This window comes from Sphingomonas sp. LHG3406-1 (assembly GCF_029637485.1).
Lineage (GTDB): Bacteria > Pseudomonadota > Alphaproteobacteria > Sphingomonadales > Sphingomonadaceae > Sphingomicrobium.
This window is the reverse complement of the sequence record NZ_CP069128.1, coordinates 788,177-812,010: the sequence shown is the minus strand read 5'-3', so window position 1 is coordinate 812,010 and position 23,834 is coordinate 788,177. Positions and strand designations below refer to the sequence as shown.

The 23,834-nt window shown below is 60.3% G+C and carries 23 protein-coding genes and 1 pseudogene; 15 read left to right on the top strand and 9 right to left on the bottom strand.

The window, feature by feature from the left end:
• Positions 1-62 precede the first annotated feature (62 nt).
• Complete coding sequence (locus tag JOY29_RS04040) at positions 63-476, top strand: helix-turn-helix domain-containing protein (RefSeq protein ID WP_300974906.1); 414 nt, start codon at positions 63-65, stop codon at positions 474-476.
• A gap of 167 nt (positions 477-643) precedes the next feature.
• Here JOY29_RS04040 and JOY29_RS04035 read toward each other — a convergent pair whose 3' ends face one another.
• Positions 644-967, bottom strand: coding sequence for a YnfA family protein (locus JOY29_RS04035; protein WP_300974905.1), 324 nt, complete (start codon positions 965-967; stop codon positions 644-646).
• A gap of 479 nt (positions 968-1,446) precedes the next feature.
• On the opposite strand from JOY29_RS04035, the gene JOY29_RS04030 reads away from it, so the two are divergent.
• A complete protein-coding gene (locus JOY29_RS04030) occupies positions 1,447-1,740 on the top strand; it encodes an antibiotic biosynthesis monooxygenase (protein WP_300974904.1) in 294 nt (97 codons plus the stop codon).
• A 197-nt stretch (positions 1,741-1,937) separates the two neighbouring features.
• Here JOY29_RS04030 and JOY29_RS04025 read toward each other — a convergent pair whose 3' ends face one another.
• A complete protein-coding gene (locus JOY29_RS04025) occupies positions 1,938-2,198 on the bottom strand; it encodes a DksA/TraR family C4-type zinc finger protein (RefSeq protein WP_168068274.1) in 261 nt (86 codons plus the stop codon).
• A 386-nt stretch (positions 2,199-2,584) separates the two neighbouring features.
• On the opposite strand from JOY29_RS04025, the gene JOY29_RS04020 reads away from it, so the two are divergent.
• Together JOY29_RS04020 and JOY29_RS04015 are read left to right on the top strand one after the other, a co-directional pair.
• The gene (locus JOY29_RS04020; RefSeq protein WP_118857942.1) at positions 2,585-4,954 is read left to right on the top strand and encodes a heavy metal translocating P-type ATPase; all 2,370 of its coding nucleotides are present in this window, start codon (positions 2,585-2,587) and stop codon (positions 4,952-4,954) included.
• Positions 4,955-5,081: 127 nt separating this feature from the next.
• On the top strand, positions 5,082-5,438 hold the full coding sequence (locus JOY29_RS04015; protein ID WP_118857941.1) for a bleomycin resistance protein: 357 nt from the start codon (positions 5,082-5,084) through the stop codon (positions 5,436-5,438).
• A 30-nt stretch (positions 5,439-5,468) separates the two neighbouring features.
• On the opposite strand, the gene JOY29_RS04010 is transcribed toward JOY29_RS04015, so the two are convergent.
• The 5 genes and pseudogenes from JOY29_RS04010 to JOY29_RS03990 all read right to left on the bottom strand — a co-directional run bounded on the left by JOY29_RS04010 (position 5,469) and on the right by JOY29_RS03990 (position 8,737).
• On the bottom strand, positions 5,469-5,696 hold the full coding sequence (locus tag JOY29_RS04010) for a GDCCVxC domain-containing (seleno)protein (protein ID WP_300974903.1): 228 nt from the start codon (positions 5,694-5,696) through the stop codon (positions 5,469-5,471).
• A 461-nt stretch (positions 5,697-6,157) separates the two neighbouring features.
• A pseudogene (gene arsH / locus JOY29_RS04005) lies at positions 6,158-6,900 on the bottom strand (arsenical resistance protein ArsH).
• A gap of 9 nt (positions 6,901-6,909) precedes the next feature.
• Positions 6,910-7,971 carry an ACR3 family arsenite efflux transporter gene (arsB, locus tag JOY29_RS04000; RefSeq protein WP_300974902.1) on the bottom strand — a complete coding sequence of 354 codons (1,062 nt, stop codon included), beginning with the start codon at positions 7,969-7,971 and terminating at the stop codon, positions 6,910-6,912.
• Positions 7,971-8,396, bottom strand: a complete 426-nt coding sequence (gene arsC, locus JOY29_RS03995) for an arsenate reductase (glutaredoxin) (RefSeq protein ID WP_118857938.1) — start codon at positions 8,394-8,396, stop codon at positions 7,971-7,973. The genes arsB and arsC overlap by 1 nt, the downstream gene beginning before the upstream one ends.
• Positions 8,397-8,407: 11 nt before the next feature.
• The gene (locus JOY29_RS03990; protein WP_118857937.1) at positions 8,408-8,737 is read right to left on the bottom strand and encodes a helix-turn-helix transcriptional regulator; all 330 of its coding nucleotides are present in this window, start codon (positions 8,735-8,737) and stop codon (positions 8,408-8,410) included.
• 279 nt (positions 8,738-9,016) lie between these two features.
• Here JOY29_RS03990 and cueR point away from each other — a divergent pair, with 279 nt between their 5' ends.
• The 11 genes from cueR to JOY29_RS03935 all read left to right on the top strand — a co-directional run bounded on the left by cueR (position 9,017) and on the right by JOY29_RS03935 (position 18,523).
• The gene (gene cueR, locus JOY29_RS03985) at positions 9,017-9,427 is read left to right on the top strand and encodes a Cu(I)-responsive transcriptional regulator (RefSeq protein WP_118857936.1); all 411 of its coding nucleotides are present in this window, start codon (positions 9,017-9,019) and stop codon (positions 9,425-9,427) included.
• Between the two features lie 432 nt (positions 9,428-9,859).
• A complete protein-coding gene (locus tag JOY29_RS03980) occupies positions 9,860-10,192 on the top strand; it encodes a hypothetical protein (RefSeq protein ID WP_300974901.1) in 333 nt (110 codons plus the stop codon).
• Positions 10,193-10,271: 79 nt separating this feature from the next.
• Positions 10,272-12,353, top strand: a complete 2,082-nt coding sequence (locus JOY29_RS03975; RefSeq protein ID WP_300974900.1) for a copper resistance system multicopper oxidase — start codon at positions 10,272-10,274, stop codon at positions 12,351-12,353.
• A 733-nt stretch (positions 12,354-13,086) separates the two neighbouring features.
• Positions 13,087-13,758 (top strand): copper resistance protein B, encoded by a 672-nt coding sequence (locus tag JOY29_RS03970; RefSeq protein ID WP_300974899.1) that lies wholly within the window; start codon positions 13,087-13,089, stop codon positions 13,756-13,758.
• An 11-nt stretch (positions 13,759-13,769) separates the two neighbouring features.
• Complete coding sequence (locus JOY29_RS03965) at positions 13,770-14,255, top strand: nuclear transport factor 2 family protein (RefSeq protein ID WP_300974898.1); 486 nt, start codon at positions 13,770-13,772, stop codon at positions 14,253-14,255.
• Positions 14,204-14,974 (top strand): DUF2231 domain-containing protein, encoded by a 771-nt coding sequence (locus JOY29_RS03960; protein ID WP_300974897.1) that lies wholly within the window; start codon positions 14,204-14,206, stop codon positions 14,972-14,974. Before JOY29_RS03965 ends, JOY29_RS03960 begins: the two co-directional genes overlap by 52 nt.
• Positions 14,975-14,985: 11 nt before the next feature.
• Positions 14,986-15,477, top strand: coding sequence for a DUF305 domain-containing protein (locus JOY29_RS03955; protein WP_240325595.1), 492 nt, complete (start codon positions 14,986-14,988; stop codon positions 15,475-15,477).
• A gap of 78 nt (positions 15,478-15,555) precedes the next feature.
• Entirely contained in the window at positions 15,556-16,044 is a 489-nt protein-coding gene (locus tag JOY29_RS03950) for a DUF411 domain-containing protein (protein ID WP_118857932.1), read from the top strand.
• A gap of 51 nt (positions 16,045-16,095) precedes the next feature.
• Complete coding sequence (locus tag JOY29_RS03945) at positions 16,096-16,956, top strand: DUF305 domain-containing protein (protein WP_300974896.1); 861 nt, start codon at positions 16,096-16,098, stop codon at positions 16,954-16,956.
• Between the two features lie 26 nt (positions 16,957-16,982).
• On the top strand, positions 16,983-17,786 hold the full coding sequence (locus JOY29_RS03940) for a PepSY domain-containing protein (protein WP_300974895.1): 804 nt from the start codon (positions 16,983-16,985) through the stop codon (positions 17,784-17,786).
• Positions 17,783-18,523 (top strand): PepSY domain-containing protein, encoded by a 741-nt coding sequence (locus JOY29_RS03935; RefSeq protein ID WP_300974894.1) that lies wholly within the window; start codon positions 17,783-17,785, stop codon positions 18,521-18,523. Before JOY29_RS03940 ends, JOY29_RS03935 begins: the two co-directional genes overlap by 4 nt.
• Before the next feature lie 266 nt (positions 18,524-18,789).
• Here JOY29_RS03935 and JOY29_RS03930 read toward each other — a convergent pair whose 3' ends face one another.
• Both JOY29_RS03930 and JOY29_RS03925 read right to left on the bottom strand, forming a co-directional pair.
• The gene (locus tag JOY29_RS03930) at positions 18,790-21,309 is read right to left on the bottom strand and encodes a GAF domain-containing protein (protein WP_300974893.1); all 2,520 of its coding nucleotides are present in this window, start codon (positions 21,307-21,309) and stop codon (positions 18,790-18,792) included.
• A gap of 374 nt (positions 21,310-21,683) precedes the next feature.
• The gene (locus JOY29_RS03925; protein ID WP_300975474.1) at positions 21,684-23,792 is read right to left on the bottom strand and encodes a S8 family peptidase; all 2,109 of its coding nucleotides are present in this window, start codon (positions 23,790-23,792) and stop codon (positions 21,684-21,686) included.
• Positions 23,793-23,834 lie beyond the last annotated feature (42 nt).

The window sequence follows — 23,834 nt, the reverse complement described above, 5'->3', positions numbered from 1 at the left end:
CCGAATCGGAGCGACCCTTCTATGGTCCCTGTAGCGGCTACAGGGTCAAGGTTGGCAGAATTATGAAGATTGGAGAACTGGCGCGAGCGACTGGCACCAACATCGAGACCATACGCTACTATGAGCGCATCGGTCTTCTGCCAAAGCCTCTACGGACCGACGGAAACTATCGGGACTACGGCCCGGAACACGTGGAGCGGCTGAGCTTCGTGCGTCACTCTCGCGGGCTGGGCTTCGACATCGCGGATATCCGGTCGCTGCTCAACCTGGCAGATGAGCCAGCCCGTGACTGCGGAGACGCTGATCGGATTGCCAATGGTCATCTGGTCGCCGTGGAGCGCAAGATCGCTCAGCTCCGGCAACTACAAAGTGAGTTGAAGCGCATGATTGCGGAATGTCGTGGTGGCCAGATCAGCAGCTGCAACATCATGAGGTCGTTGGCGGATCATCAGCTCTGCGGAACCGAACACAGCTGAAACTAAGATTGTCAGTGTCTAGGCCGACTTCCACCACCTTAGAAGTTTTGAAGACTGCCATGCTCAGCCGCTTAGGGCGGAGCCATCTAGTTTGAATCGAGGAGGTCGGCCGATTTGCACCCGTCCGATCGCTGCTGCTTGTACCGACATTCCGGCAAAGCGGACGGTCAGGTGCCCCTCGGACCCCAGAGGATTATCGCTCCTCCGAGCAGCGCAAGGGCGGTTCCGCTGACGTCCCACCTGTCGGGCTGAACACCCTCGAAAAGCCAGAGCCACACGAGCGCGGAAAGGATGTAGATGCCGCCGTAAGCTGCGTAGGTCCGGCCCGCATGTTCCGCATCAACAAGCGTCAGCAGATATGCAAAGAGGCATAGAGATGCCACGCCAGGAAGGAGCCACCATGGAGACTTCTCAAGCCGCAACCAAGCCCAGAACGCAAAACACCCCGCGATCTCCGCCAAAGCTGCTCCGATGTAAGCAAAAAGGGTCATCGCTGTCCCGTTTCGCAGTCAGCGGCTATCTCTGCAATGGAGTCGGAGAGGGGCATCTAAGGGAGGCCGCTGAACGTCCGATATCACGCGCGTCAGCCCAGAAGCCGACCTTCTGCCCTCGGCCACAAGCAGCCGTCGGGGCCGGGAAGTCTGCCTCGCGCCCATCCATGTCATAAAGGGATGCGACGCTTCACCCGGTAAGCGGACGCTGGGTGGCTCATATCCTAAATCGATAGCCGATGGCTGGTTCGTTGATGATGAGCCTTGGAAAGGCGGCATTCGCCTCGAGCGTTAGTCGAAGTCCAGATATTGAGGTTAGCCTCGCTCCGAGGGGCTCGAACTCCGGACCTTCGGCTGTAAAGCCCGAGGGTCTATTTAATTGAGCGAGTAGTGGTCCGCTATTGCGGACGCATCGTTCTCACCCGCTCGCTCGTTATGTAACCGGCCGGGAGTTGGTCGTTTCTATCGAGGAGTCAAAGATGCCGAAACTTGCGCTGTACGTGCCGTTGAAGGCCAAACCCGGTAAGGAAAGCGATGTCGCCGCCTTTCTCACTTCCGCGCTACCCCTAGTTGAAGCCGAACCTGGGACCTTGACTTGGTATGCGATCCAAGAAGGCGATGGCGAATACGCGATCTTCGACACATTCGATACCGAGGGAGATCGGCAGACCCATCTGGATGGCAAGGTTGCTGCGGCGTTGATGGAGAAGGCGGAAGAACTCTTCGTCGAGCCCCCGCAGATCCATAGACTTGCGCTCTTGGCAGCGAAGTAACGGCTGCTGAGCACCATCTCGATCAGCGCCGTGATGAATGGCAATTCTGAATCAAGAAAGCTGGTTCGCGACCACCGGTATCGGCGGCCGTAGCAGCCATCCGCCTGAGTGATGAGTGAGGAGCTGCTTTTGGAGAGCAGTTCCCCACAATCGCCTTGAACGTCTAGAAAACGAGAAACCTCGCAGAGACAAAGGTGTCAACGCAGCTGACTGTCCTTGCTGCCGCGTCGATTGAACGCTGACGCCAGTGGTCGATCGCGACCGTTCTGGCATGTCACGCAGGTGCGGACTCCCGGCATTGCTCGGCGGCGACCCATGGGGATGTCATCTCCGCACACAGTACAGAACGGCTCACTCTCGCCACTGGGCATGCTTGCCCGAGCGGCCAGCACCGCGTCCGCTACTGTATCATCAATCTGATCCTGAACCGCGCCATCGCGCGTCCAACCGCCGGCCATGCGCCTCTCCTTCCTCAAGCATATGGGAAGGCGAGTGCGCCATTGCCATCCTGAGAGATAAGGTGCCCACCTCGCCGGAGCCGTTCACCCCACGACGTCAACTGCTGATCTCAATCGATCGTAAGGAGAACAGCTGGGTTTTTGAATGTTCTGCCGAACGTCCGCAATTGGTGGGAAGCGGAACGACAGCTTTCGGGTTTTGAGGGCGGATAACAGACGCTCGTTCATGGGGAGCGACGACGACAACTTAGCGCCCATCTCGGTCGTTCGAGCAGACAACTGGCCGTGCCACAAGCCGACATTGCGAGCCCACCAACGCGCGTCGTTCGTTCCAGATAAACCACTCTTGACTCTAACATGATGTCAGGGTGCATCTGGTGTCGGCTATGCAAAAAGATTCTCACGCACCCGGCTCTGCCTGCGGCCACAATCATAGATCCAAAGCCTCTCACGAGCATGCGCCAGCAGAGAAGGTCATTGATCCCGTTTGCGGCATGACGGTCGATCCGGCGACCACCCCGCACCAAGCTGAGCACGGCGGCAAGAAATATTATTTCTGCTCAGCAAAGTGCCGGGAGCGCTTCGAGCTCAGGCCGGAGCTTTATCTCGATCCGGCACAAGCAACCCCGGACTCGGCTCCGGCCGACGTCGAGTACACCTGCCCGATGCACCCAGAAATCGTGCAGATCGGACCTGGCACCTGCCCCATCTGCGGCATGGCCCTGGAGCCGAAGGCATTCGATCCAAACAACGGGCCGTCGGAAGAGTATCTCGATATGCGCCGGCGCTTCGTCGTGTCGGCCGCCTTGTCCGCGCCATTGTTTGTCCTCGTCATGCTTCGGCACTTCTGGCCAACGACAGTCGAGTTTATTGGCGGTCGCACGCTGGACTGGGTCGAACTCGTCATGGCAACCCCGGTTGTGCTGTGGGGTGGCTGGCCGTTCTTCGTACGCGGCTGGCAGAGTCTCAAGACCCTCCACCTCAATATGTTCACCCTGATCGCGATTGGAACCGGCATCGCCTGGGCCTATTCAATCGTGGGAGCCGTAGCCCCGCAACTCTTCCCACCCGCCTTCCGCACCCACGATGGCGGCGTCGGCCTTTACTTCGAGGCGGCGGCGGTGATCGTGACCTTGGTGCTGCTCGGCCAGGTTCTGGAGCTACGCGCCCGTGAGCAGACCGGCTCAGCGATCCGAGCCTTGCTCGACCTTGCGCCTAAGACTGCGCACCTGATCCATGCTGGTAAGGAACGCGATGTTCCGCTCGATATGGTCAGGAGTGGCGACCAGCTCAGGGTCAAGCCTGGCGAAGCAATCCCTGTCGACGGGGAAGTACTTGAAGGCGCGTCTTCTGTGGACGAGTCGATGTTGACCGGAGAGCCGCTTCCGATTGCCAAGGAGACCGGATCTGCGGTCACTGGCGGTTCAATCAACGGCGACGGCAGCTTCGTCATGCGCGCCGACCGGGTCGGATCAGAGACCATGCTCTCACGCATCGTGCAGATGGTTGCTGAGGCGCAGCGCAGCCAGGCGCCGATTCAGCGTAAGGTCGATCAAGTCTCAGCGTGGTTCGTACCAGCCGTGATTGCCGTTGCAGTGATTGCGTTCGCAATCTGGTCCTTCGCCGCGCCGGAGCCCCGTCTTGCCTTCGCGCTAGTTGCTGCGGTCAGCGTCCTCATCATTGCATGTCCATGCGCTCTGGGACTGGCCACGCCCATGTCGATCATGGTTGGCGTCGGGAAGGGCGCGCAATCAGGCGTGCTCATCAAGAATGCCGAAGCTCTGGAGCGTTTTGCCAGCGTTGATACCCTGGTCGTCGACAAGACCGGCACGCTTACCGAAGGTAAGCCAGCTCTGGTGGCAGTTGAGCCTTCCACGACCTTGTCCCCGGAGGAGCTGCTGCGAATTGCGGCTTCGTTAGAGGCTTCCAGTGCTCACCCGCTTGCTCACGCAATCGTCAGGGGCGCTGAGGAGCGTGGCTTGTTCCCATCGCCGGTGACCGACTTCCAGTCGATCAGCGGCAAGGGACTGGTCGGGAAGATCGAGAACCGCAGGACAGCAATCGGCAATGGCGCGCTGATGCTGGCGGAAGGCGCAAATGCCCAGGAGCTAGAGGCCTCTGCCGGCAAGCACCGGGATGAAGGCGCGACCGTGATGTTTGTCGCGGTAGATGGGCAAGCCGCAGGGCTCATCGCAGTCGCCGATCCGGTCAAGCAAACCACCGAGGCGGCCATCGCCGGTCTTCATAGAGAGGGCCTGCGCATCATCATGCTGACCGGCGACAATCGCCGTACGGCTGAAGCAGTCGCTCGGAGGCTCGGGATCGACGAGGTAGTCGCCGACGTGCTGCCTGCCGACAAAGATGCAGCGATCGAGCGACTGAAGGAGCAGGGCCGAGTGGTCGCCATGGCCGGAGACGGGGTCAACGATGCTCCTGCTCTTGCCCGAGCCGATATCGGAATCGCGATGGGAACGGGCGCAGATGTTGCGGTTGAGAGTGCGGGCGTAACTCTGGTGAGGGGTGATCTGACCGGCCTTGTGCGCGCGCGGCGGCTCAGCCGAGCGGTGACAGCCAACATTCGCCAGAACCTCATGTTTGCCTTCGGCTACAATGCGCTTGGGGTGCCCATCGCGGCCGGCGTGTTGTATCCCGTCTTCGGTATCCTACTCTCTCCTATGATCGCCGCCTTAGCCATGAGCCTCTCTTCTGTATCGGTGATCGGCAACGCCTTGCGGCTCCGGAGTGTGCAGCTGTGAGAAGCGCTTCAAAGTAGTGGCTGTTGTGCATGGATGCTGGTCTCAGCGGAAGTTCGTTCAGCTAAGTAGCTCAAGTACGCTCTCGAGCGGTTGCGGACAATCGGCAAGAATCAGCTAGAGTCGCCCTATGGATCACGTAACTCCCAACCTGCCTTCCCGTAATTTTGAGATTACATCTGCCTTTTACGCAAAGCTCGGCTTTGAGCAGGCGTGGAAAGACGACGGGTGGATGATCCTGAGGCGTGACGGCCTTTCATTGGAGTTTTTCCCCCATCCGGATCTCAATCCACTGGAAAGCTGGTTTAGCTGTTGCCTCCGACTAGATGACCTAGCTGGCTTCTACTCTGAATGCTTGGCGGCAGATGTTGAGGAGCGGTGTTGGGGCCACCCGCGCATGCAGCCGCCTAAGGTCGAGGAAAGCGGCTTAACTATAGCAGCGCTCATCGACCCTGATGGCACCCTCATTCGACTCATCCAGAACTAACCGCAGAATCAACTTAGCCCTGAAGTGCTGCTAGCGTGGCGAGCAGCAGCCCTCTCCACCATTCTGCTCAGCTTCTTGGATCGGAGGACAGGGTATGTCACCGAATGAACAGTAAACGCAGCAGTCCCCCGGCAAGGGCCTCAGGATGGCTGCGCAATGCTTGCAATCATAGAAGAACTGGCATGCGTTCGTTGGCATCACGTCAGTGGAGTTGCCATCGCACTGTGGGCAGGTGAGCGTGGAGGTTGAAACAATCATCCGCCAAGAGCCCGCATGAGAGGCTGCTCAAGTAAAGGCCATGCGGCCGATGTGAGCACAAGAACTGAGGCCACAGTTAGTAAGACTAGTGTGCTTCGGGCCGGTGGTGAGCATTCTGAGCGCCGAGCGCACTCTCTCCGGCGCCGAACATAGAGGCCCCACCCCCCTGCCAAACAGAGGAGGGCTACGGCGGTGATCGGCCAGTGTAGTGGGACCAGCGGCGCCAATGTGGACGCTCCAACGCCCACACCTGCAAGCACCAACGGAAGTATGCAGCACGCGGCTGCGGCCGTGACGCCGCCTGTGCTCGTCAACGCAGCAAGGGTGGCGACCGCTTTGTCAGAGGAAGGCATTGCGACCGATTAGCTTTTAGGGAAGCTGCGAGCAACGTCCGCCTTCCACCCAAACCAAACACCGGCGGGATTGTTCTAGGACCGCAAACAATAGCCAAGTGGATCTCCTTAGCGGCCACCAAGAGCAATGCTCGACAAGTCTTTCCCTCTATCGACCGGCAAATCGGCCGCTTTGCGTTCGGAGTAGCGGTCCACGAGCGAGGCTGTATGCGGGCGCATTAGCACGGTGAAGCGAACCAGCTCCTCCATCACGTCGACGATCCGCTCATAGTAGCTCGAGGGCTTCATCCGGCCACGCTCATCAAATTCGTTGAAGGCCTTAGCGACCGACGACTGGTTCGGGATGGTGAACATGCGCATCCACCTGCCCAAGATGCGTAGGGTGTTGACACCGTTAAACGACTGCGACCCGGCCGACACCTGCATGACAGCCAGCGTTCTACCTTGGGTCGGGCGCATCCCGCCCATGGCCAGCGGAAGGAGTCAATCTGTGCCTTCATCACACCGGTGATCTGGCCGTGGCGCTCGGGACTGCACCAGACTTGTCCCTCGGACCAGAGCGACAGCTCGCGAAGCTCATGAACGGCTGGATGGTCGTCGCTGACGACCTGATCGGGCAGCGGCAACGTTGAAGGATCAAAGATTTGCGTTTCGCAGCCAAAGAACTGTAGCAGGCGCGCCGCCTCTTCAACGCAAAGGCGCGAGTAGGACCGCTCTCGCAGCGACCCGTAGAGCAAGAGGATGCGCGGCGGCGGGTCGTTTGAGCCTAAGCCGTTCGCGAGTCGGTTGAAGATGTAGGCCCGCTCGAGCGCGGGCAGATAGTCGGCATCGGCAAGAGTTCGAAGCGGCATCCGATGTCCTTAGGCAGGCGCGGTCGATGGGAACCACCGGCGTCCAAGCCGCAGGGCCACGTGAACGAGCAGGATAAGGACGGGCACCTCGACAAGAGGCCCGATGACTGCTGCGAATGCGACTGGGGATGCCAAGCCAAAAGCAGCAATGGCGACCGCGATTGCCAGCTCAAAGTTGTTGCCAGAGGCGGTGAAGGCGATTGCCGTGGTTCGGGGGTAGTCTGCGTCGATCAGCTTGCCCATGAGGAAGCTGATCAGGAACTGCACCACGAAGTAGATGGTGAGCGGAATAGCGATCCGGATGGCGTCTATCGGCAAGCGCACCACGTCACCGCCCTTCAGCGTGAACATGGCGACAATGGTGAAGAGCAGCGCAGCCAACGTGATCGGGCCAATCCGCGGCAGGAACACGGCCTCGTACCAATCCGCCCCCCGTTTCGCGACGAGTAGCCGACGCGTCAGGAAGCCGGCCAAGAAGGGCAGCCCAAGGTAGATCAGCACCGCCTGGGCGATCGTCCAGAAGCTCACGTCGATCACGCTGCCCCCAAGACCGAAGAGCGGTGGAAGGAAGCTGAGGAACAGCCAAGCGTAAGCGCTGAAGAAGACGATCTGGAAGATGGAATTGAAGGCCACCAGGCCTGCGACATATTGGTTGTCGCCCCGCGCAAGCTGGTTCCAGACCAGCACCATGGCGATACATCGCGCGAGGCCGATCAGGATGACGCCCGTCATGTATTCAGGGCTGTCTCGCAGGAAGATAACGGCGAGCACGAACATGAGGGCCGGGCCGATCAGCCAATTCTGGACCAGCGACAGGGCAAGCACGCGCTTGTCTGCAAACACCTTCGGTAGATCGTCGTAACGGACACGTGCCAGCGGCGGGTACATCATCAGAATGAGGCCGATCGCGATCGGCACGTTGGTCGACCCAATCGACAGGTCATTCAGCGCCGATGGCAGGCCCGGGAAGACGCTGCCGAGCACTAGGCCCAGAGCCATCGCGGCGAAGATCCAGAGCGTGAGCCAGCGATCGAGGAATCCAAGCCGCTCAGGGCGGGAAAGCTGCTCCATCAGCTCAGCTTCTGGCCAGCGGTGTCGACTACCTGCTCGCCATCCTCCTTGGCGAAGGCGCCGCCTTGGGGATCGGGCAAGATATCGAGCACCGCCTCGGATGGGCGGCAGAGCTTCACTCCCAAGGGCGTCACCACCAAAGGCCGATTGATGAGTATCGGGTGCTCGATCATAGCGTCGATCAGCGCCTCGTCAGAGAGACTGGCGTCCTGCAGTCCAAGTTCAGCAAAGGGGGTGCCCTTCTCCCGCAGCAGGTCGCGTGGTTTCATTGCGGCTCGTTTGATCAACTCGACGAGCAAGGCCCGCGCCAGTGGGGTCTTCAGATACTCGACCACGTGGGGCTCGACGCCGGAGTTGCGGATCATTGCCAGCACGTTACGCGACGTGCCGCAGGCAGGATTATGGTAGATCACGATGTCGGTCATGGGCGGTTCCGTCAGCGGCAGGTGAGTTCGGCGATCAGCGGGTCACAGAGTTGCGGACTTCCACTGCAACAATCCTTGGCCAGGAAGAGCATCAGCTCGCGGAGCGTATCGACCTCGGCATGCTGGACCTGATTGCGGCCCTGCTTTTCGGCTCGCACCAGTTTGGCCTTCGCAAGCACTGCAAGGTGTGTGGATAAGGTGCTTTGGGTGATACCAATCTGGCTCACGATCTCGCCTGTCGTAAGCCCGGTGGGTTCCTGTCGGACGAGGAGCCGGAAAGTCTCAAGCCGGGTCGGGTTCGAGAGCGCCGCCAGCGCGGCTAGAGCTTCTTCCGCTGTCATTTATCGGGATTAACCGATGAGTCTTTTGGAGGCTAGTCCCCAAGAACTTTGGACTTAGCCCGTGGCTGCCTCATTTGTGTCTTCCTGGCGACTGAGGTTCTCGATGAGCCTCCTCGCGAAAAATCGGCCACGTGATGGAAAGCGGCTCTTGAGCGTGCAGCTGAGAGGATCACCTTGGCAGTGCCAGTTTGATTGCTGTCCAAGTGCGGAGATTCCGTCCTACAATCTTGAAACGAGGAGACTCGCTGGTCGGATTCGCGTTGAGGAGCGTCGGTTCGCGTGAAAATCGGGCAAATCTCTACGGCAAGCGGTGTAAGCCAGCGGATGATCCGGCACTACGAGAAGATCGGCTTGATACCTCAGGCAGCCAGGCGCGACTCCGGCTATCGCGATTATGACGAGCGCGATCTCCATACGCTTCACTTCATAGGCCGAGCGAGAGACGTCGGCTTTCCTATCGAGGACATTCGGCAGCTTCTGCAGCTTTGGCAGGACCGTTCCCGTTCCAGCGCCGATGTTAAGACACTGGCTCTCGCCAGGGCAGAAGAACTCGGCCGTAAGGCCCGCCAACTAGAGGAGATGCGGGCCACTCTGCAGGGCCTTGCCGATGCCTGCAGCGGTGATGATAGGCCTGATTGCCCCATCTTGGCGGGCCTTGAATCCGCAAAGTGTAAACTAGAAGGCACTTGACCCTGACACAGTGTCAAACCCTATATGGGCATCTCATGATAGAGTCCGGCCCAGCAGGGAACGGAAGCGTCTAGAACGGATTGGGCCTACTAGCCGACATAATGCACCTGCTACGTCACATCACGAGCCTTCGAGGGCTTCTGCAAGCGCTTCTGGCGCTGGCGGTGCTTGTGGCCCCGGTGACGACGAACGCAATGGAGCAGCAGTCAGCTCCCACATCTTCGCACCACCAGCAGACGAGTGCATCCGCGCATTGCGATGGGGCATCTGATGAGGGCTCCAAGCCCGAGAAGGTACCCGGCAAGAACTGCTGTGCATCGATGTGCATGGGTATTGCAGTGACACCGACAGCTCCCGCTGCGGACCACATGGTTATCCATGCGGACGTCACATCGTCGCCATCAATCGTCCTGATTGGCTCACCGCGCGAGCTTGCTACACCTCCTCCACGATCTGCGTGAAATCGAACAAATTCTCGATTTCACGGAGACTCACATGAACAAGATTCTGACGGCAATCGCTCTGTCAATTGCTCTTCCGGCGGTTGCTCAGGCCCAGGTTGCTCCTGCGCCTGCTCCCAAGGCCACCTGCTGCGAGAAAATGGACAAGCCCTGCTGCAAGGACATGAAGTCCGACTGCTGCAAGGACATGGACCATTCCAAGATGGACCATTCCAAGATGGGCCATGACATGAAGGCTGGCACCGATCCGCACGCGGGCTACGACATGTCCAAGACTGCCGCACCCGGCAGTCACCAGCACTAAGCCGCTCTGAGGAAGCTGGCGGTGCGCCTTAGGGCCGCCGCCGGCCCCCTTTCGCGCCATGACTCCGCAAGGATCCTACATGTTTGATAAGCTCGCTCTCGAGCGGCGCCAGTTTCTGCGCGCCGCCGCCCTTGGCGGTGCCGGCGTCGGCTTCGCTGCTGCTATGCCCGCCTGGGCACAGACCGTGTCTCGCGGGATCGCTCGGCCGCTACCTACCGTTAGCGGCTCTGATATCGCTCTGACGATCGGCCAAGTCGCCGTGAAGGTGGACGGCAAGGTTAGCCGCGCCATCGGAGTGAACGGCACCGTGCCAGCTCCGCTCGTCCGCCTCAAGGAAGGTGAGCGTGTACGCCTGCGGGTGCAGAACACGCTTGATGAAGAGAGCTCGATCCACTGGCACGGGCTGCTCGTGCCTTTCCAGATGGACGGGGTTCCAGGCGTCAGCTTTCCAGGCATCATGCCTCGCTCGACCTTCACCTACGAGTTCGCGGTCCCCCACTACGGGACGTACTGGTACCATTCGCATTCGGCCTACCAGGAGGAGGATGGCCTTTATGGCCCGATCATAATCGATCCGGTCGGGCCTGATCCTGTCGCTTACGACCGCGAGCACGTGCTCGTCCTCTCCGATCACACGCCGCTGAGCGGCGCCACGGTCTACAAGAAGCTGAAGCAGATGGGCGGTGGCTACTTCAACCATCAGCGCCTGACCCTCTCGGGTGCGCTTGCCGGCCGCGACATGCCTGCCAAGGAGCGGCGTGAATGGGCCAAGATGCGGATGGACCCCGCCGACATCGCCGACGTCACTGGATCGACCTACAATTTCACGGTCAATGGCCACGGACCTTACGACAATTGGACGGGCCTGTTTCGTGCCGGCGAACGCGTGCGGCTTCGCATCATCAACGCGTCGGCCCAGACGAACTTCAATGTCCGCATCCCTGACCTGCCGATGACGGTCGTCCAAGCGGATGGTCAGAATGTCCGTCCCGTTACCGTTGATGAGTTCCAGATCGGCGTCGCTGAAACGTTTGATGTCGTCGTCACCCCCGGGGACCGCGCCTACAGCTTCGTCAGCGAGGCGATCGACCGGTCTGGAATGGGTCGAGCCACGCTTGCGCCGCGCGAGGGGATGTTCGCGCCCGTTCCACCACTCCGCCCCCGTCCCCTGCTCACCATGAAAGACATGGGCATGGATATGAGCGGCATGGCGGGGATGGATCATGGCGGGATGGCCGGCATGAACCATGGCGGTATGGCCGCAGACGGACCTAACATTCCGAACGTTGCCGTTCGGCGAGGTGTCGATCCCTCGGCTGAGCAGAACGCGTCCCGCAATCTGTGGAAGCTGACGGGCTGGAAGGAGCCCACCGACCACGGAACGATCAAGGCTGCCGCCGGAGCGGCCGTAGCAGCCACGATGAGCGGCATGGGGCAAGGCTCTATGGCCGGCATGGACCACGCAGCCATGGGTCATGGCACTGCTGGACCCGCTGCGGCTGGCTCGATGGCAGGCATGGACCATTCGGCCATGGGACATGGCTCTTCGGCGCAGGGTGGCGCCATGCAGGGTATGGATCACGGATCCATGAGCATGCGTGATTTCAAGAACGCGCCTCAGGTCGACAAGAACCCTGGTGTCCAGTCGATCTCGCCGATGCCGATGGATCGAACTGGCGAGCCACCGCAGGGCCTTGAGGGCATGGATCACAGGGTGCTTACCTATCGTGATCTAGTGGCCCTTCAGCGCAATCCCGATGTCCGCGCACCGACCCGCCAGTTGGAGATCCATCTTACCGGAAACATGGAACGCTACATGTGGGGCTTTGATGGCAAGAAGCTCAGCGATCCCGCTGATCCCATTCCGTTCCGGCTTAACGAACGGGTGCGTGTCACATTGGTGAATGACACCATGATGCCCCACCCGATCCATTTGCATGGGCATTTCTTCGAACTGGTCACTGGCCATGGTGCTTACGCCCCTCGCAAGCACACCGTGAACGTGCCGCCAGGAGGCAAAATGACGTTCGACGTGACCGCCGATGCGGCCGGCGACTGGGCGTTCCACTGCCACAACCTCTACCACATGACTGCCGGGATGATGCGGGTCGTCACCGTGCGCCCCTTGCAGGGAGACATGCAAAATGACCTCGCCTCTTAAGCTGGCTCTGCTTGGAGCCGCAGCGGCTGTCGTGCCGGCAGCACCTGCAGCAGCGCAACATGCAGGGCACAGCAATCAGCCTGCCGCAAGTACGTCAGAGCAGTCTGCTTGCCTTCCGGAGCATGCCGCCATGGGTCACTGCACGCCCGCGCCGGTTCGACCCGTGCAAAGACAGCAGCCCGGGGCAGGAACAAGGCCTGCGTCCACTTCAACTGCACAGTCTGCCTGTCCGCCCGAGCATGCGGCCATGGGCCATTGTACGCCGGCCCCCCAACCTCAGCCGACTCTGTCTCCGCAGCAACAGGCTTCGGGAGCTGCGCCGGCTCGATCGACGCCTCCGCAGGCGACCTGTGCGCCAGAACATGCCGCTATGGGACATTGCACACCCGCAGCTCCAACAACGGTGCAGGCAGCGCCTGCTCGAACGACCCCAGCTGCTCCTGCAGCTGCAACGGGTCAGACCGCTTGTCCGCCCGAGCATGCGGCGATGGGTCACTGCACACCCTCGGCGTCCCAGGCTCAGTCAGTGTCCGCCCCCAAGTCTCAGTCTGCGCCAGCTCAGGCGGCCTGTCCGCCTGAGCATGCAGCCATGGGTCACTGCACGCCGAGTCCAGCCCAAGGCTCGGGTCAATCCAGTGCTGCGCTCGAGGGCACCAACCTTCCGGCCGGAAACGCGCCGCCGCCGCCTGTACCCACCGCGAATGCAGCGGACGCATTCTACGGCCGAGCGGCCATGGACATGGGGCGTCACCACCTCGAAGAGTTTCATGGCGACCAGAAGTTCTTCCAGGTCTTGAACAACATCGCTGAATATCGAGCTGGGAAGGGCGCTGATGGCTACGGCTGGGAAAGCGAAGCCTGGTACGGCGGCGACATAAACCGGTTCTGGCTCAAGACCGAAGGTGAAGGCGCCTTCGGTGAGGGCATTGAGAGCGCCGAGGTCCAGGCCCTCTACAGCCACGCGATAGACCCATACTGGAATGTGCAAGGCGGGCTTCGCTATGACTTCAAGCCGAACCCATCGCGCGTGTACGCCACCGTGCAGTTGGAGGGACTTGCCCCCAGCTTCTTCGACGTTGAGGGCGCGCTCTTCCTGTCGAACAAGGGCGAGCTCTCCGCTCGCGTTGGTGGCTATTACGATCAGCGCATAACGCAGCGCCTCATCCTGCAGCCAAGGGTCGAGTTCGACTTTGCCGCTCAGAATAGCCGCGAGATCGGGGTTGGTGCTGGCCTGTCCAAGGCTGAGTTCGGTGCCCGCCTTCGATACGACATCAGGCGTGAGTTCGCTCCATACATTGGTGTTCAGTACGAGCGCGCTTTCGGCAGAACCGCCAGTTACAGGCGAGCCGAGGGCGAGAAGGCGGGCGCTCTCCAGCTGCTCATCGGCGTACGAACCTGGTTCTAAGGAGAGGCTAGATGAAGCACGCATTTTTGCTCAGCGTCGCGCTGCTCGTTGCATTCCCAGCGGTTGCTCAACCCAGTCGAGCGCTGCCGGCCGCAGCCCAGCGCGCCGAAGTCGCGGCAATCAAGACCGTTCTTGCGCAGTACAAGGCTGCGATTGAGAAACTTGACGCGTCCAACACCGAGCGCTTGTTCATGAAGAACTCTGCGATCTTCGAGACCGGCGGTGTAGAGGGTACATACGTCAACTACCTCGCGCATCACCTCGGTCCCGAGTTGCGCGAGTTCAGGTCATTCCGCTTCTCGGACTACAAGGTGGATGTTCACCTGCTTGGACCAGCGGCAGCCCACGCGGTTGAGACCTACAAGTACCGCATCGAGACCAAGGGCGGCGAAACCGTTGATCGCGTCGGCGTAGCGACAAGCGTCCTCCGCAAGGACGATGGTCGATGGAAGATCGTCATGATGCACAACTCGGGCCGAAAGCCACGCACGCAATGACCCTCACTCAACCTGGCAGATCAGTCTGGCGTCAGCTGGTCATCGGCTTTGTGCTGCTTTGGGCTGCGTTAGTGGTGCTCTCGGCCTCGGCCGCTGCTCATGAGGGCCACAAGCAGCAGCGGCAGGCGCAATGGGCTGCGCAGCAGCGACTGCAGCAGCAGCAAGCCGCTTCGGCTCAGATGCAGCCGCAGCCGCAGCCGCAGCAGCAAGCCTCTTCCGCTCAGATGACGCCGGGCGAGATGCACGAGAACATGGGTGAGATGATGATGACACCCACAGATCGTTCGAAGTTAAGCTTTCTTGAGCGTGTGCGGACTTGGCTGGGCGCTTTTCACTCGATCATCGTGCATTTCCCGATCGCCTTCTTCCCGGCGGCCCTGTTCACGGCAGTGGTAGGAAAACGCCGTCCGGCTTTCAGTACGCCTGTTCAGTTCCTTGTGATTGCCGGCGGAGTCGTCGCGCCTTTTGCGGCGCTTCTTGGCTGGTTGAATGCTGGCTTCGAGCTCAACGACCCGGATCCCCTGTTGCTTGCACATCGCTGGCTTGGAACGGGGATCGGGGTCGGGGGCCTTGCGCTAGCACTCTGGGCCTGGCGTCGACCGTGGGAAGATCGGGGTGCCGGAATGATCCTCTCGCTTTCAGTGATGACCGCCGCAATTGCTGTCCAGGGTTGGTTCGGCGGGTCGCTAATCCATGGGGTCGCACACCTGAACTGGTGAGGAGTTAGGACATGCAGCAGTCACAGCACCACAATGGAGAAATGCACGATCCCGCAATGATGCGACGGCACTACTGGCTGCTCGCGCTGAACCTCGCGATCAGCCTGGCCATCATGTATTTCGTCATGTTCGCCATGATCAACTCACTCGGTGAGTTCATCCAGAACGTGAACTTCTTCTACATGGCTTTGATGATGTGGGCACCGATGGGCTCGCTGATGCTCATCATGATGGGCGGCATGTATAAGAACAAGCGCCTGAACATGGCGCTTCACGCCCTCTTTGCCGTCATTCTAGTGCTGTCCTTCTTGGCGACGCGTCAGCAATGGCTGGTCGGCGACAAGCAGTTCCTGCGCTCGATGATCCCGCATCACTCCGGTGCGATCCTGATGTGCCGTGAGGCGACGATCAGAGACGCCGAGATCAAGCGTCTATGCGAGGAGATCATTCCTGCTCAGCAGCGTGAGATCGACGAGATGAAACAGATCATGGCGCGCATGTAAGCTGGCCATCGGAGGTAAGTCATGGGAGTCCGTCATTCAGCGTATAGGCAATGGAAGGTTGCCGCCTGTTGCTTGCTGATGAGTGCATCGCTTGCGGGTTGCGGCAGTTCCGAGCCCGCCAGCAACAAGATAGCTACGGCTGAGCCAACAATCACTCAAGCTCAAGCTGCTACGCCGACGAAAGCCGAAAGCATCACCGTCTTTCGAGACCCGAACTGCGGCTGCTGCTCGCTCTGGGCTGAGAGAGCCCGGCAGGCCGGATACGATGTGCGGGTGACGGATCGGCCAGACATGGCTTCGGTGAAGCAGCGCTATGGCGTGCCGACGGACCTAGCTTCCTGCCACACCAGCCTCGTTGGCGGCTACGTTATCGAAGGTCACGTTCCCGCTGAGGATGTCGACAGGCTGCTTCGCGAACGTCCATCGGACATCAAGGGGATCGCCGTGGCAGGAATGCCCACTGGGTCACCTGGCATGGAAAGTCCGGATGGCACGAAGGAGCCATTCGACGTCGTCGCCTTCGGGGCGAACGGCCAAACTCGCCTCTACCGATCAGTGAAGGGCTGATCGGCCGAGACTTACGAAACTTGAGCGGGGCGGCTCTCGAGGAGTACGAACATGAACAAGGTGACGACTTTCACGGCTTTGCTGATGGCTACGGCTGCGTTGGCCGCATGCGGATCGACGGCGGATAATCAGGTCGCCGCCAACGAGACTTCGATGGATGCCAACATGGCAGCAGGCAACTCCATGCAGATGAGCGGGCCCTTTGGGGAAGCCGAGATGCGCATGGACGAGCAGATGATGGCTGCGGTCGGCAGCGACGTCGGCCAAAACTGGCTCAAGAAGATGATCGTGCACCATCAAGGCGCGGTAGACATGTCCCGCATCGTTCTGGACCAAAACCCCACCGCCGACGTCGCAAAGATGGCGCGGGAGACGATCGCCAAGCAGGGTAAGGAGATCGAGGATCTCCAGAAACTCGTTCAGGAGGGTGCGCCCGACCAGCGCAGCGCCGAACTCTACCGTCCTGCCATGATGGACATGCACCAGAAGATGATGGAGGCTTCGGGCGCGGATATCTCGCAGACCTACATGCGCAAGATGCTGGAGCACCATAAGGGTGCTGTGGCGATGTCGGACGTGGCTCTTGCGAACGGAGTGACAGGCACGCTTCGCAGCCAGATCCAGAAGACTCGCGCGGATCAGCAGAAGGAAATCGCCATGGTTGAAGCCATGCTGCGGGGCGAACCGATGCAGAGCGCTATGCAGCAATCGGGAGCGAAGACCGCTGCGCAGGCCAAGGCAGAACCCGCACCGGCAGATACGGCTAAGGCCGAACCGAAGGCTCAGCCGAAAGCCACAACAGCTGCCCGTCCGGCCGAGCCGAAGGCAAGCGCCGCGCCTCCTGCAAAGGCCGAACCTGCCCCTGCGGCATCGACTTGCGCTCCGGAGCATCGCGCAGCAGGGCACTGCTGATCGGATGAGAAGGTGATGGGTCTCGATTGGCGCGAGCTTATCCCTTCCGTCATCCTCAGAAGAAATGGGCCGGCAGTGGCCTGCCGGCCCGCCACCAAACTCGCTGGGGGAGCGATCATCAACTGATGCGCAGCCATGTGATTGCCCGAAAAACTCACAAGTGGCTTGGCCTCTTCCTTGGCCTGCAAGTGGTCGTTTGGTCGCTCAGCGGCCTTTACATGACCTCGATCCACATCGACACGATCCATGGCGATCACTTCGTGCGCCATCAGCAGCCACCGGGCGTAGATGCGGCAACGCTGAGAGATCCGATCGCCCTGGCTTCGTCCTCCGGTGCCGAGAATGTCCGTTTGGCGTGGATCGATAGCCGACCGGTCTATGTCGTGACCGGTCAAGCTGGTGAGCAAGTTGTCGACGCTAGAAACGGAGAGGCTGTTGCCCATCCAATGGAGCAGCAGGTCCGGGCGCTCGCCCGCTCATACTACACCGGCCCCGAGCCAATCTCGTCTGCGAGGCTGATCACCGACATTCCGGGCGAGATAAGGGGCCGGAAGCCGCCGCTCTGGCGCGTGGAGTTCGCGCACTGGAACAAGCCGACGCTCTACCTCTCGCCGACGACCGGCGAGTTGGTTTCACGCCGTCATGAGCTTTGGCGTATCTTCGACTTCGTCTGGATGCTGCACATCATGGACTATGATGAGCGCGAGAACGTCAACAACCTGGTGCTGCGTGTTTTCACCTGGGGCACCGTCCTGCTCGCCCTCTCAGGTGCCTGGCTTCTGCTCTATGCCTTCCCGAGAAAAAAGAAGAAGGGAGCGGCACGAGCATGACCATCAAGTCGATCTGGCTCCGTCGCATCCATAGATGGGTTGGCCTGATCATCGGCGTTCAATTCCTGCTGTGGGCAATCAGTGGCACTGCCATGGCGTTGCTCAACATGGAGGAGGTCGCCGGGGGCAAGCGAGGCGGACAGAGCACGCCGGGGCTGCGAGCCACGCCAGTCGCGTGGCCACGGGTCCAGCAGGCGCTTGCTGGCCAGTATGTAACCAAGGTGTCGCTCCAGCCGCTGCCTTGGGGCCAGCACCTACTGGTGACTTCCCCAAGCGCGGGTGTCCGCCTGTTCAACGCTGCTACCGGCTTGCCAGTCCAGATAGGGAAGCGCGAGGCTCAGCTAATTGCTGCCGCTGCTCATCCGGATCGCGCAGTCGTTGCCCATGTGACGCCGCTCACCGAATTGACGCTAGCTGTTCGAGAACACCAATTACCGATTTGGCAGGTCGCATTCCGCGACGACCGACACAGCAGTTACTATGTGTCAGGCACTACCGGCGCGGTCCTGGAACGCAGGAATGACACTTGGCGCTGGTGGGACTTCTTCTGGATGCTCCACAACATGGACTATGCCAAGCGCACCAGCTTCAACCACCCGCTCATAGTGACCGTTGGCATAGCTATGGCATGGTTGGCGGTGACAGGCTTTTGGCTGCTGTTCCGTACGATGTGGCGGCACGATCTCACATGGCTGAAGTTTTCCAGGGGAACTCCTTCGGGCGCGGGCACTCGATAGTTTTGGTTTGGGCGGGCAGGTGATCCTTCGCCCAAGGTCCGTGATTGGCCAAGAACTGAAGGGAAGCAGACCGTCTGCGTTCGGCCACATGCGGACGCTCCGCCGGGCAACGATCCATCTGTCTGCTGGTGGTGGAAAGCGGAACGGCGGCTTTCGGGTGAGCAGCGGCGAATAGCGGACGCTCGTTCATGCGGACGAAGGGCAGGCCTGACTCTCAGACGATAGGGCTCAGATGGTGGTCGTGCCGCCATTCCGCTGCCCTCAAATCAGCAACCCGCTGCAGCGTTCATCTGAAGAAGGTCGCCAAGCTTCATCGCAAGCTCGCTACTGCGGAATGGCTTGGTCAGGCGGGGTAGATCGGGAGCGATGCCGCCGTCCTCCGCATAGCCAGAGACAACCAAGGCCGGCAGATCTGGTAACTCCCTGCGCACGGCTTGAACAAGATCAAAGCCGGTCATCCCCGGCATTAGGTGATCGGTAATCAAGATGTCGGGACGCAGTCCTTTGTTCACCAGCGACAATGCGGATTCCGCCGAAGTCGCTTCTTTGACCCGGAAGCCAAGGTCCAACAGCATATCAGCGACACTTGCACGGACGTGATCTTCATCATCGACGAGCAGGGCCAGACCTTGGGAGCTATCGAGGTAGGGGGCTCTCGTAGAAGGCTCGCCCCTCAAGACCGGCGCGTTGCTGGTCGGCAACCAGAGCCGGATTGCAGTGCCCGAACCAAGCTCACTTTCGACTGTAAGGGCACCGCCGAGCTGAGCGGCAAGTCCATGCACCATCGAGAGTCCCAAGCCAGTGCCTTTGCCGATCCCCTTTGTAGAGAAGAATGGTTCAACAGCGCGGGCTAGAGTGAGCTCGTCCATGCCCGCGCCATCGTCCGCTACCGACAGCTGGATGTACGTGCCTGCTTTCAGCTCGGCCCTCGCCTCGCCAAGTGTTTCCAACTTGGCGGCAATGCGCAGCGTGCCGCCGCTTGGCATGGCATCACGCGCATTCACCCCAAGGTTGAGCAGCGCCATTTCGAGCTGATTGGGGTCTGCCTTGGCGGGTGGAAGGTCGTCAGCCACATCCACCACGACACGAACTTGCGGCCCAGTGGTGCTCGAGAGCAAGTCGCCCATGCTCTCGACAAGCTCCTTGATGTCCACTGCACTGGCTTGCAGCGGCTGGCGTCGAGCGAACGCCAGAAGGCGCTGAACCAGGGTCTTAGCTCGCTCAGCCGACTGCAGGGCGCCATCAATCAACCGCTGTTCGCGTTCACTCCCGACCCCCTTGCGATGCAGGAGATCAAGGCTGCCGAGTATTGGCGTCAGCAGGTTGTTGAAGTCATGCGCCACCCCACCCGTAAGGCTGCCCATGGCTTCCATCTTCTGGCTCTGGCGCAAGGCTTCCTGGGCACTTTTCAGATTGGCTTCAGCAACCAACCGCTCCGAGATGTCGATCGCATGGTGGAAAGCGCCGGCCACATCACCTTTCTCATCTCGCAAGGGCGTGTAGGTAATCTCCCAGATTGGTGTTCCGAGCTCCGGGCGACCGAATTCTTCGGTGACGGTGAACACCTCGCCGGTGAGAGCCCGCTCCATCAAAGCGCGCATGACCGGCTGCTGCTCAGGGATGAAGAGATCGGGAAAGACATCGCCGAGCTTGGTCTCGAAGCCATTAACGCGTTTGAATTCCTCATTATGAGCGCGATTAAAAGCGATCAGCTTCAGGTCGCGATCGAAGGCACAGATTGGTGCAACCGTGGCTTCAACGATGTCGTTGTATCGGCGCATCTCGGCGGTGCGCGCCATCACCTGGCTTTCCAACGTCGCGGCTAATTGCTTCAGATCCCGCTCTGCGCGCCGACGCTCGATGGCGGATCTCGTGCGCTCGGCAACTTCTCGCACAAAGGTCAGTTCTGTCTCGGTCCATTGGCGCGGCGCCGCACTGTGGAGGTAGAGCAGCGCAACAAGCGTACCTTGCTCGATGATGGGAATGTTGACGATCGCGCGGGCGGCAATGCTTGACATCGGTCCGCCACGCTTTGCGGTCCTTGGGTCGAGCTCAGCATCGGCGAATACGACGTCCTCGCCCCGCTTTAGATCATCGATGAAGCTTCCGTAGCTGCGGAACTGGTGCGTTCCAGCGAGGCTCTGAATAACTGGGGCCGTCCAATCGCGCTCGACCACGGCGGTCTCGAGCTCGGCATCGACCGTCGCGTACCCAGACCGATCAACGTCCAACGTGCGTCCAAGCACCTCGGCAGCGATGAACGAAAGTTCGGCAGGATCATCAACATCCCGGCTTCGATCGCTGAGCTCGATGAGGGCCGTTGTTCGATCGAGCTTTGCGTCAGAGTCGAGGTGACGGCCGATGAGCTCAGCAAACAGCTCGAATGTGGCTCGGATTGCAGGATCGCTCGGCTTTGCGGGCTCGGGATCCAGCGCACAAAGGGTGCCAAAGAATTCGTCCTGACGAAGAATGGGAGTCGAGATGTAACTCTGAAAGCCATACTGTTTCGGCGTATGGTGGTCCCGGTAGATCGGGTCCTTGGCGACGTGGTCAATGACGATTGTTCGGCCACACTCACCGACCTCGAAGCAAAGGGTTGAGGTCAGCTCTAGCTCGTCACCGACCTTGAGGCCGAAGTCGAGATCGTCCTGAACTGCGCACGCAAGCCATCGCTGCTTGGTAACACGTGCCACCGCCGCGAAACGCATACCCGTAAGCTTGCAGGCTGCCTGCAGGATCTTCTCGACAGCATCGGAGCGTGCAATGACGGCAGCATCGTGTAGCAATAAGTCCAGGAGGTCCTCCGCAGCTGCTGATCTTCTCGTACCGAAGCCTGACACCCTGTGGAAGCGTCATATGCTTCGATTTAGCAACGGTGACAGGCACCCCGAAGTGCAAAGCGGCGGGGACTGGTGGTAAGCGGAACGGCGGCTTACGGGTGAACCACCTGCGAATAGGAGCCGCTCGTTCATGCGGATCGGACGTGGGTCTCGCGCTACTCTCGATCCGATCGGCGAGATCTCGATGGGAGAGGAACTGCCCGCCGTGCCCGCGAATGGCGGCCCTCACAAGATCCGTCTCTGGAGAGATGGCACCAAGTGTCCAGCAGGCTACACCAATTCATGACGCCTATTCATAAGATACTCATGATCGCTGCTAATCAAGCAGAGCTAGGCACTCCGATCTCAACGGCATTCTCAACGACCGTTGAGATCGGAGTGTATAGGTCCAACTCCTGATTTTTCGCCTTAAGCGTCACGATCAGAGAGTACCGGCGGGTGGTGTTGCAGATGTCTGGCGTTGACCGTTGACGGCACCAGCCCACCACAGGCTTGATGCAGAGCACGTCCCTATTGAGCAACTCAATTGCTGGCCCGGTCCATACGTCGCTGTGCAATGAGCCAGAGGAGACGCTGTTCGCACCAAGCAGCCAGCGGTCGTCATCCGCAGGCCCGTTCGGCCCAACTCGCCAGTCCTGGCGCTCGGATGCATTCACGCGCTGTTTGAACGTATCCATCGACTCCCCCTTTCGGCGAAGATCGAAGCGCAAGCCGTGCGACTGGTAACGTTGCGGTTCCACGTTTGCCGCCATTCCCGGATTGGGATCAACGAAGTATGACAATGTGATCTTTAGAGAGACTTCTTCATTGTATAGATCTTGAAGCATTCGCGCCGGGATAGGCAGTTCGTAGTAGTGGCAGTCACCAAACCTTCGGCCACCCGCAGCACGGAAAGGCTGGATGTTCGTCTGTGCAAATAGCGCCAAGCTATCGCGGGCCGAGGCCGTCGCCCGCTCGTAATCAGGGACGCCATAGCCGAATCGCCGCACCATAGCGTAACGCTGGCGCTTACCTTCTGCGCCGCCGAACATCGCAGCCATCGGGGGTGTCCACTCCGCGCTGTGGACCATTAGTGCACGTATTGTTTCCGGCCAGAACTCAGGATGATCAGCTGAGAGGCGGGCCGCCAGACGCGCTGCCTGCGCTGACGCCGCACTCGTTGCCGCAAATGACACTAGCGGATAGGCCGCGTCGGGCCCCGTCGAGAGCAGTGCTAGTGAGGCAAGGTTCGATGCCTCAGCTTTTGCTGCGTCGATCGCGCGATTCCCACCTTCCATCACCAACTCAGGCTTGAACGGTGTGTTTGAGGGCCAGCCTTCGCTCGTGCGACTGTGGGGACTAAGGTGTCCGGCATCGACCATGGGCGACCAGTCTTCAAAGCCCTCATCTTGGATGTCGATACGATCAGTGTAGCAGCCAACTGTCAGAGCGTTCCATGCCTGAGCAGGATCCTCGATCGGATAGTCGGACTGAGGCCGCGCAAGGCGCATATCAGTATGGGGCGGCACATTTCCGGCCGACAAGATGATCAAGCGCTTCGGGGCATCCGCATCATCGCCTGGCATTGTCCCCGCTGCGGCCTGGTCAATGGCAGCACTCCATGATGATGGGATCGCTCCCGATACGTCTCGATTGGTAATCGCCATGCAGTACATGCGTGTGCGTTCGGGGGCGGCTATTTCAGGGAGCGCTATGGCTGCCTGCGTGACGACGCCATAATTACGCGGCTCGGTAGGTGGAAATCCACCCGGTGCCAGCAGCTTAACTGACTCGAGACGATGGTTGAGGTGCCGCTCACCTTGATCACTTAGGGCAGGGGTGAGATCACCGTGCAGCGCCATACCGGCCAAGGCAGTGTAAAGCTCGCTGCCGACTGGCGCCGCCACTCCCGCTTTCGCGGCCGCTGAATCGATCATCCACTGTAAGGGCTGCATCGTCGGCAGAGCCCGAATGCGGCGTAGCGTTTCCAACCAAGGTAGAGCCTTGAGGTCGTGCACGGCCTCGAGCATCACCTTGCGTCCACGGTGGTCTCGCAAATCCTCTGCCGTTGGGGTCGGACCGAAGTCGTAATGCTCAACCCCCCACTGGCTGCCGAGACCGAGCCGATACGCGTGAGAGCCTGATTCCAGCCTCGACAGCTTCATGGCGGTACGCTGCAAGTCATCTCGCGTGTGAGGCGCGAGGTAAGCGTCAGCGATCTCTACCGCGTCCTGTATTTGGCTGGCGCGTTGCAGGCGTGCCGCCGCTTCCAGAATCGCTTCGAATGCGGCGTTCACGCCGGTGAAGCGGCGCTTGGCTTCCTCGGGGTCGCGCGTCTCGAGGGAGACCTTGTGCTCCCATCTGCCGCCAAGGAAGGGCCGCAGGTGCTTGGGAATGCCTCGACGAAGTTGGTAGATGCCGGTGCGCGGGTCTTTTTGTGGGGTGGCCATTTTGATCACTTTGTACCCGTCCTTTGTACCCATGGACGGGTT

What these genes read in the sequence shown, in the direction of transcription:
- JOY29_RS04040 (WP_300974906.1), top strand. Translation starts at nt 63, where the DNA reads ATGAAGATTGGAGAACTGGCGCGAGCGACTGGCACCAACATCGAGACC.
- JOY29_RS04035 (WP_300974905.1), bottom strand. Translation starts at nt 967, where the DNA reads ATGACCCTTTTTGCTTACATCGGAGCAGCTTTGGCGGAGATCGCGGGG.
- JOY29_RS04030 (WP_300974904.1), top strand. Translation starts at nt 1,447, where the DNA reads ATGCCGAAACTTGCGCTGTACGTGCCGTTGAAGGCCAAACCCGGTAAG.
- JOY29_RS04025 (WP_168068274.1), bottom strand. Translation starts at nt 2,198, where the DNA reads ATGGCCGGCGGTTGGACGCGCGATGGCGCGGTTCAGGATCAGATTGAT.
- JOY29_RS04020 (WP_118857942.1), top strand. Translation starts at nt 2,585, where the DNA reads ATGCAAAAAGATTCTCACGCACCCGGCTCTGCCTGCGGCCACAATCAT.
- JOY29_RS04015 (WP_118857941.1), top strand. Translation starts at nt 5,082, where the DNA reads ATGGATCACGTAACTCCCAACCTGCCTTCCCGTAATTTTGAGATTACA.
- JOY29_RS04010 (WP_300974903.1), bottom strand. Translation starts at nt 5,696, where the DNA reads ATGATTGTTTCAACCTCCACGCTCACCTGCCCACAGTGCGATGGCAAC.
- arsB (WP_300974902.1), bottom strand. Translation starts at nt 7,971, where the DNA reads ATGGAGCAGCTTTCCCGCCCTGAGCGGCTTGGATTCCTCGATCGCTGG.
- arsC (WP_118857938.1), bottom strand. Translation starts at nt 8,396, where the DNA reads ATGACCGACATCGTGATCTACCATAATCCTGCCTGCGGCACGTCGCGT.
- JOY29_RS03990 (WP_118857937.1), bottom strand. Translation starts at nt 8,737, where the DNA reads ATGACAGCGGAAGAAGCTCTAGCCGCGCTGGCGGCGCTCTCGAACCCG.
- JOY29_RS03975 (WP_300974900.1), top strand. Translation starts at nt 10,272, where the DNA reads ATGTTTGATAAGCTCGCTCTCGAGCGGCGCCAGTTTCTGCGCGCCGCC.
- JOY29_RS03970 (WP_300974899.1), top strand. Translation starts at nt 13,087, where the DNA reads ATGGACATGGGGCGTCACCACCTCGAAGAGTTTCATGGCGACCAGAAG.
- JOY29_RS03965 (WP_300974898.1), top strand. Translation starts at nt 13,770, where the DNA reads ATGAAGCACGCATTTTTGCTCAGCGTCGCGCTGCTCGTTGCATTCCCA.
- JOY29_RS03960 (WP_300974897.1), top strand. Translation starts at nt 14,204, where the DNA reads ATGGAAGATCGTCATGATGCACAACTCGGGCCGAAAGCCACGCACGCA.
- JOY29_RS03955 (WP_240325595.1), top strand. Translation starts at nt 14,986, where the DNA reads ATGCAGCAGTCACAGCACCACAATGGAGAAATGCACGATCCCGCAATG.
- JOY29_RS03950 (WP_118857932.1), top strand. Translation starts at nt 15,556, where the DNA reads ATGAGTGCATCGCTTGCGGGTTGCGGCAGTTCCGAGCCCGCCAGCAAC.
- JOY29_RS03945 (WP_300974896.1), top strand. Translation starts at nt 16,096, where the DNA reads ATGAACAAGGTGACGACTTTCACGGCTTTGCTGATGGCTACGGCTGCG.
- JOY29_RS03935 (WP_300974894.1), top strand. Translation starts at nt 17,783, where the DNA reads ATGACCATCAAGTCGATCTGGCTCCGTCGCATCCATAGATGGGTTGGC.
- JOY29_RS03925 (WP_300975474.1), bottom strand. Translation starts at nt 23,792, where the DNA reads ATGGCCACCCCACAAAAAGACCCGCGCACCGGCATCTACCAACTTCGT.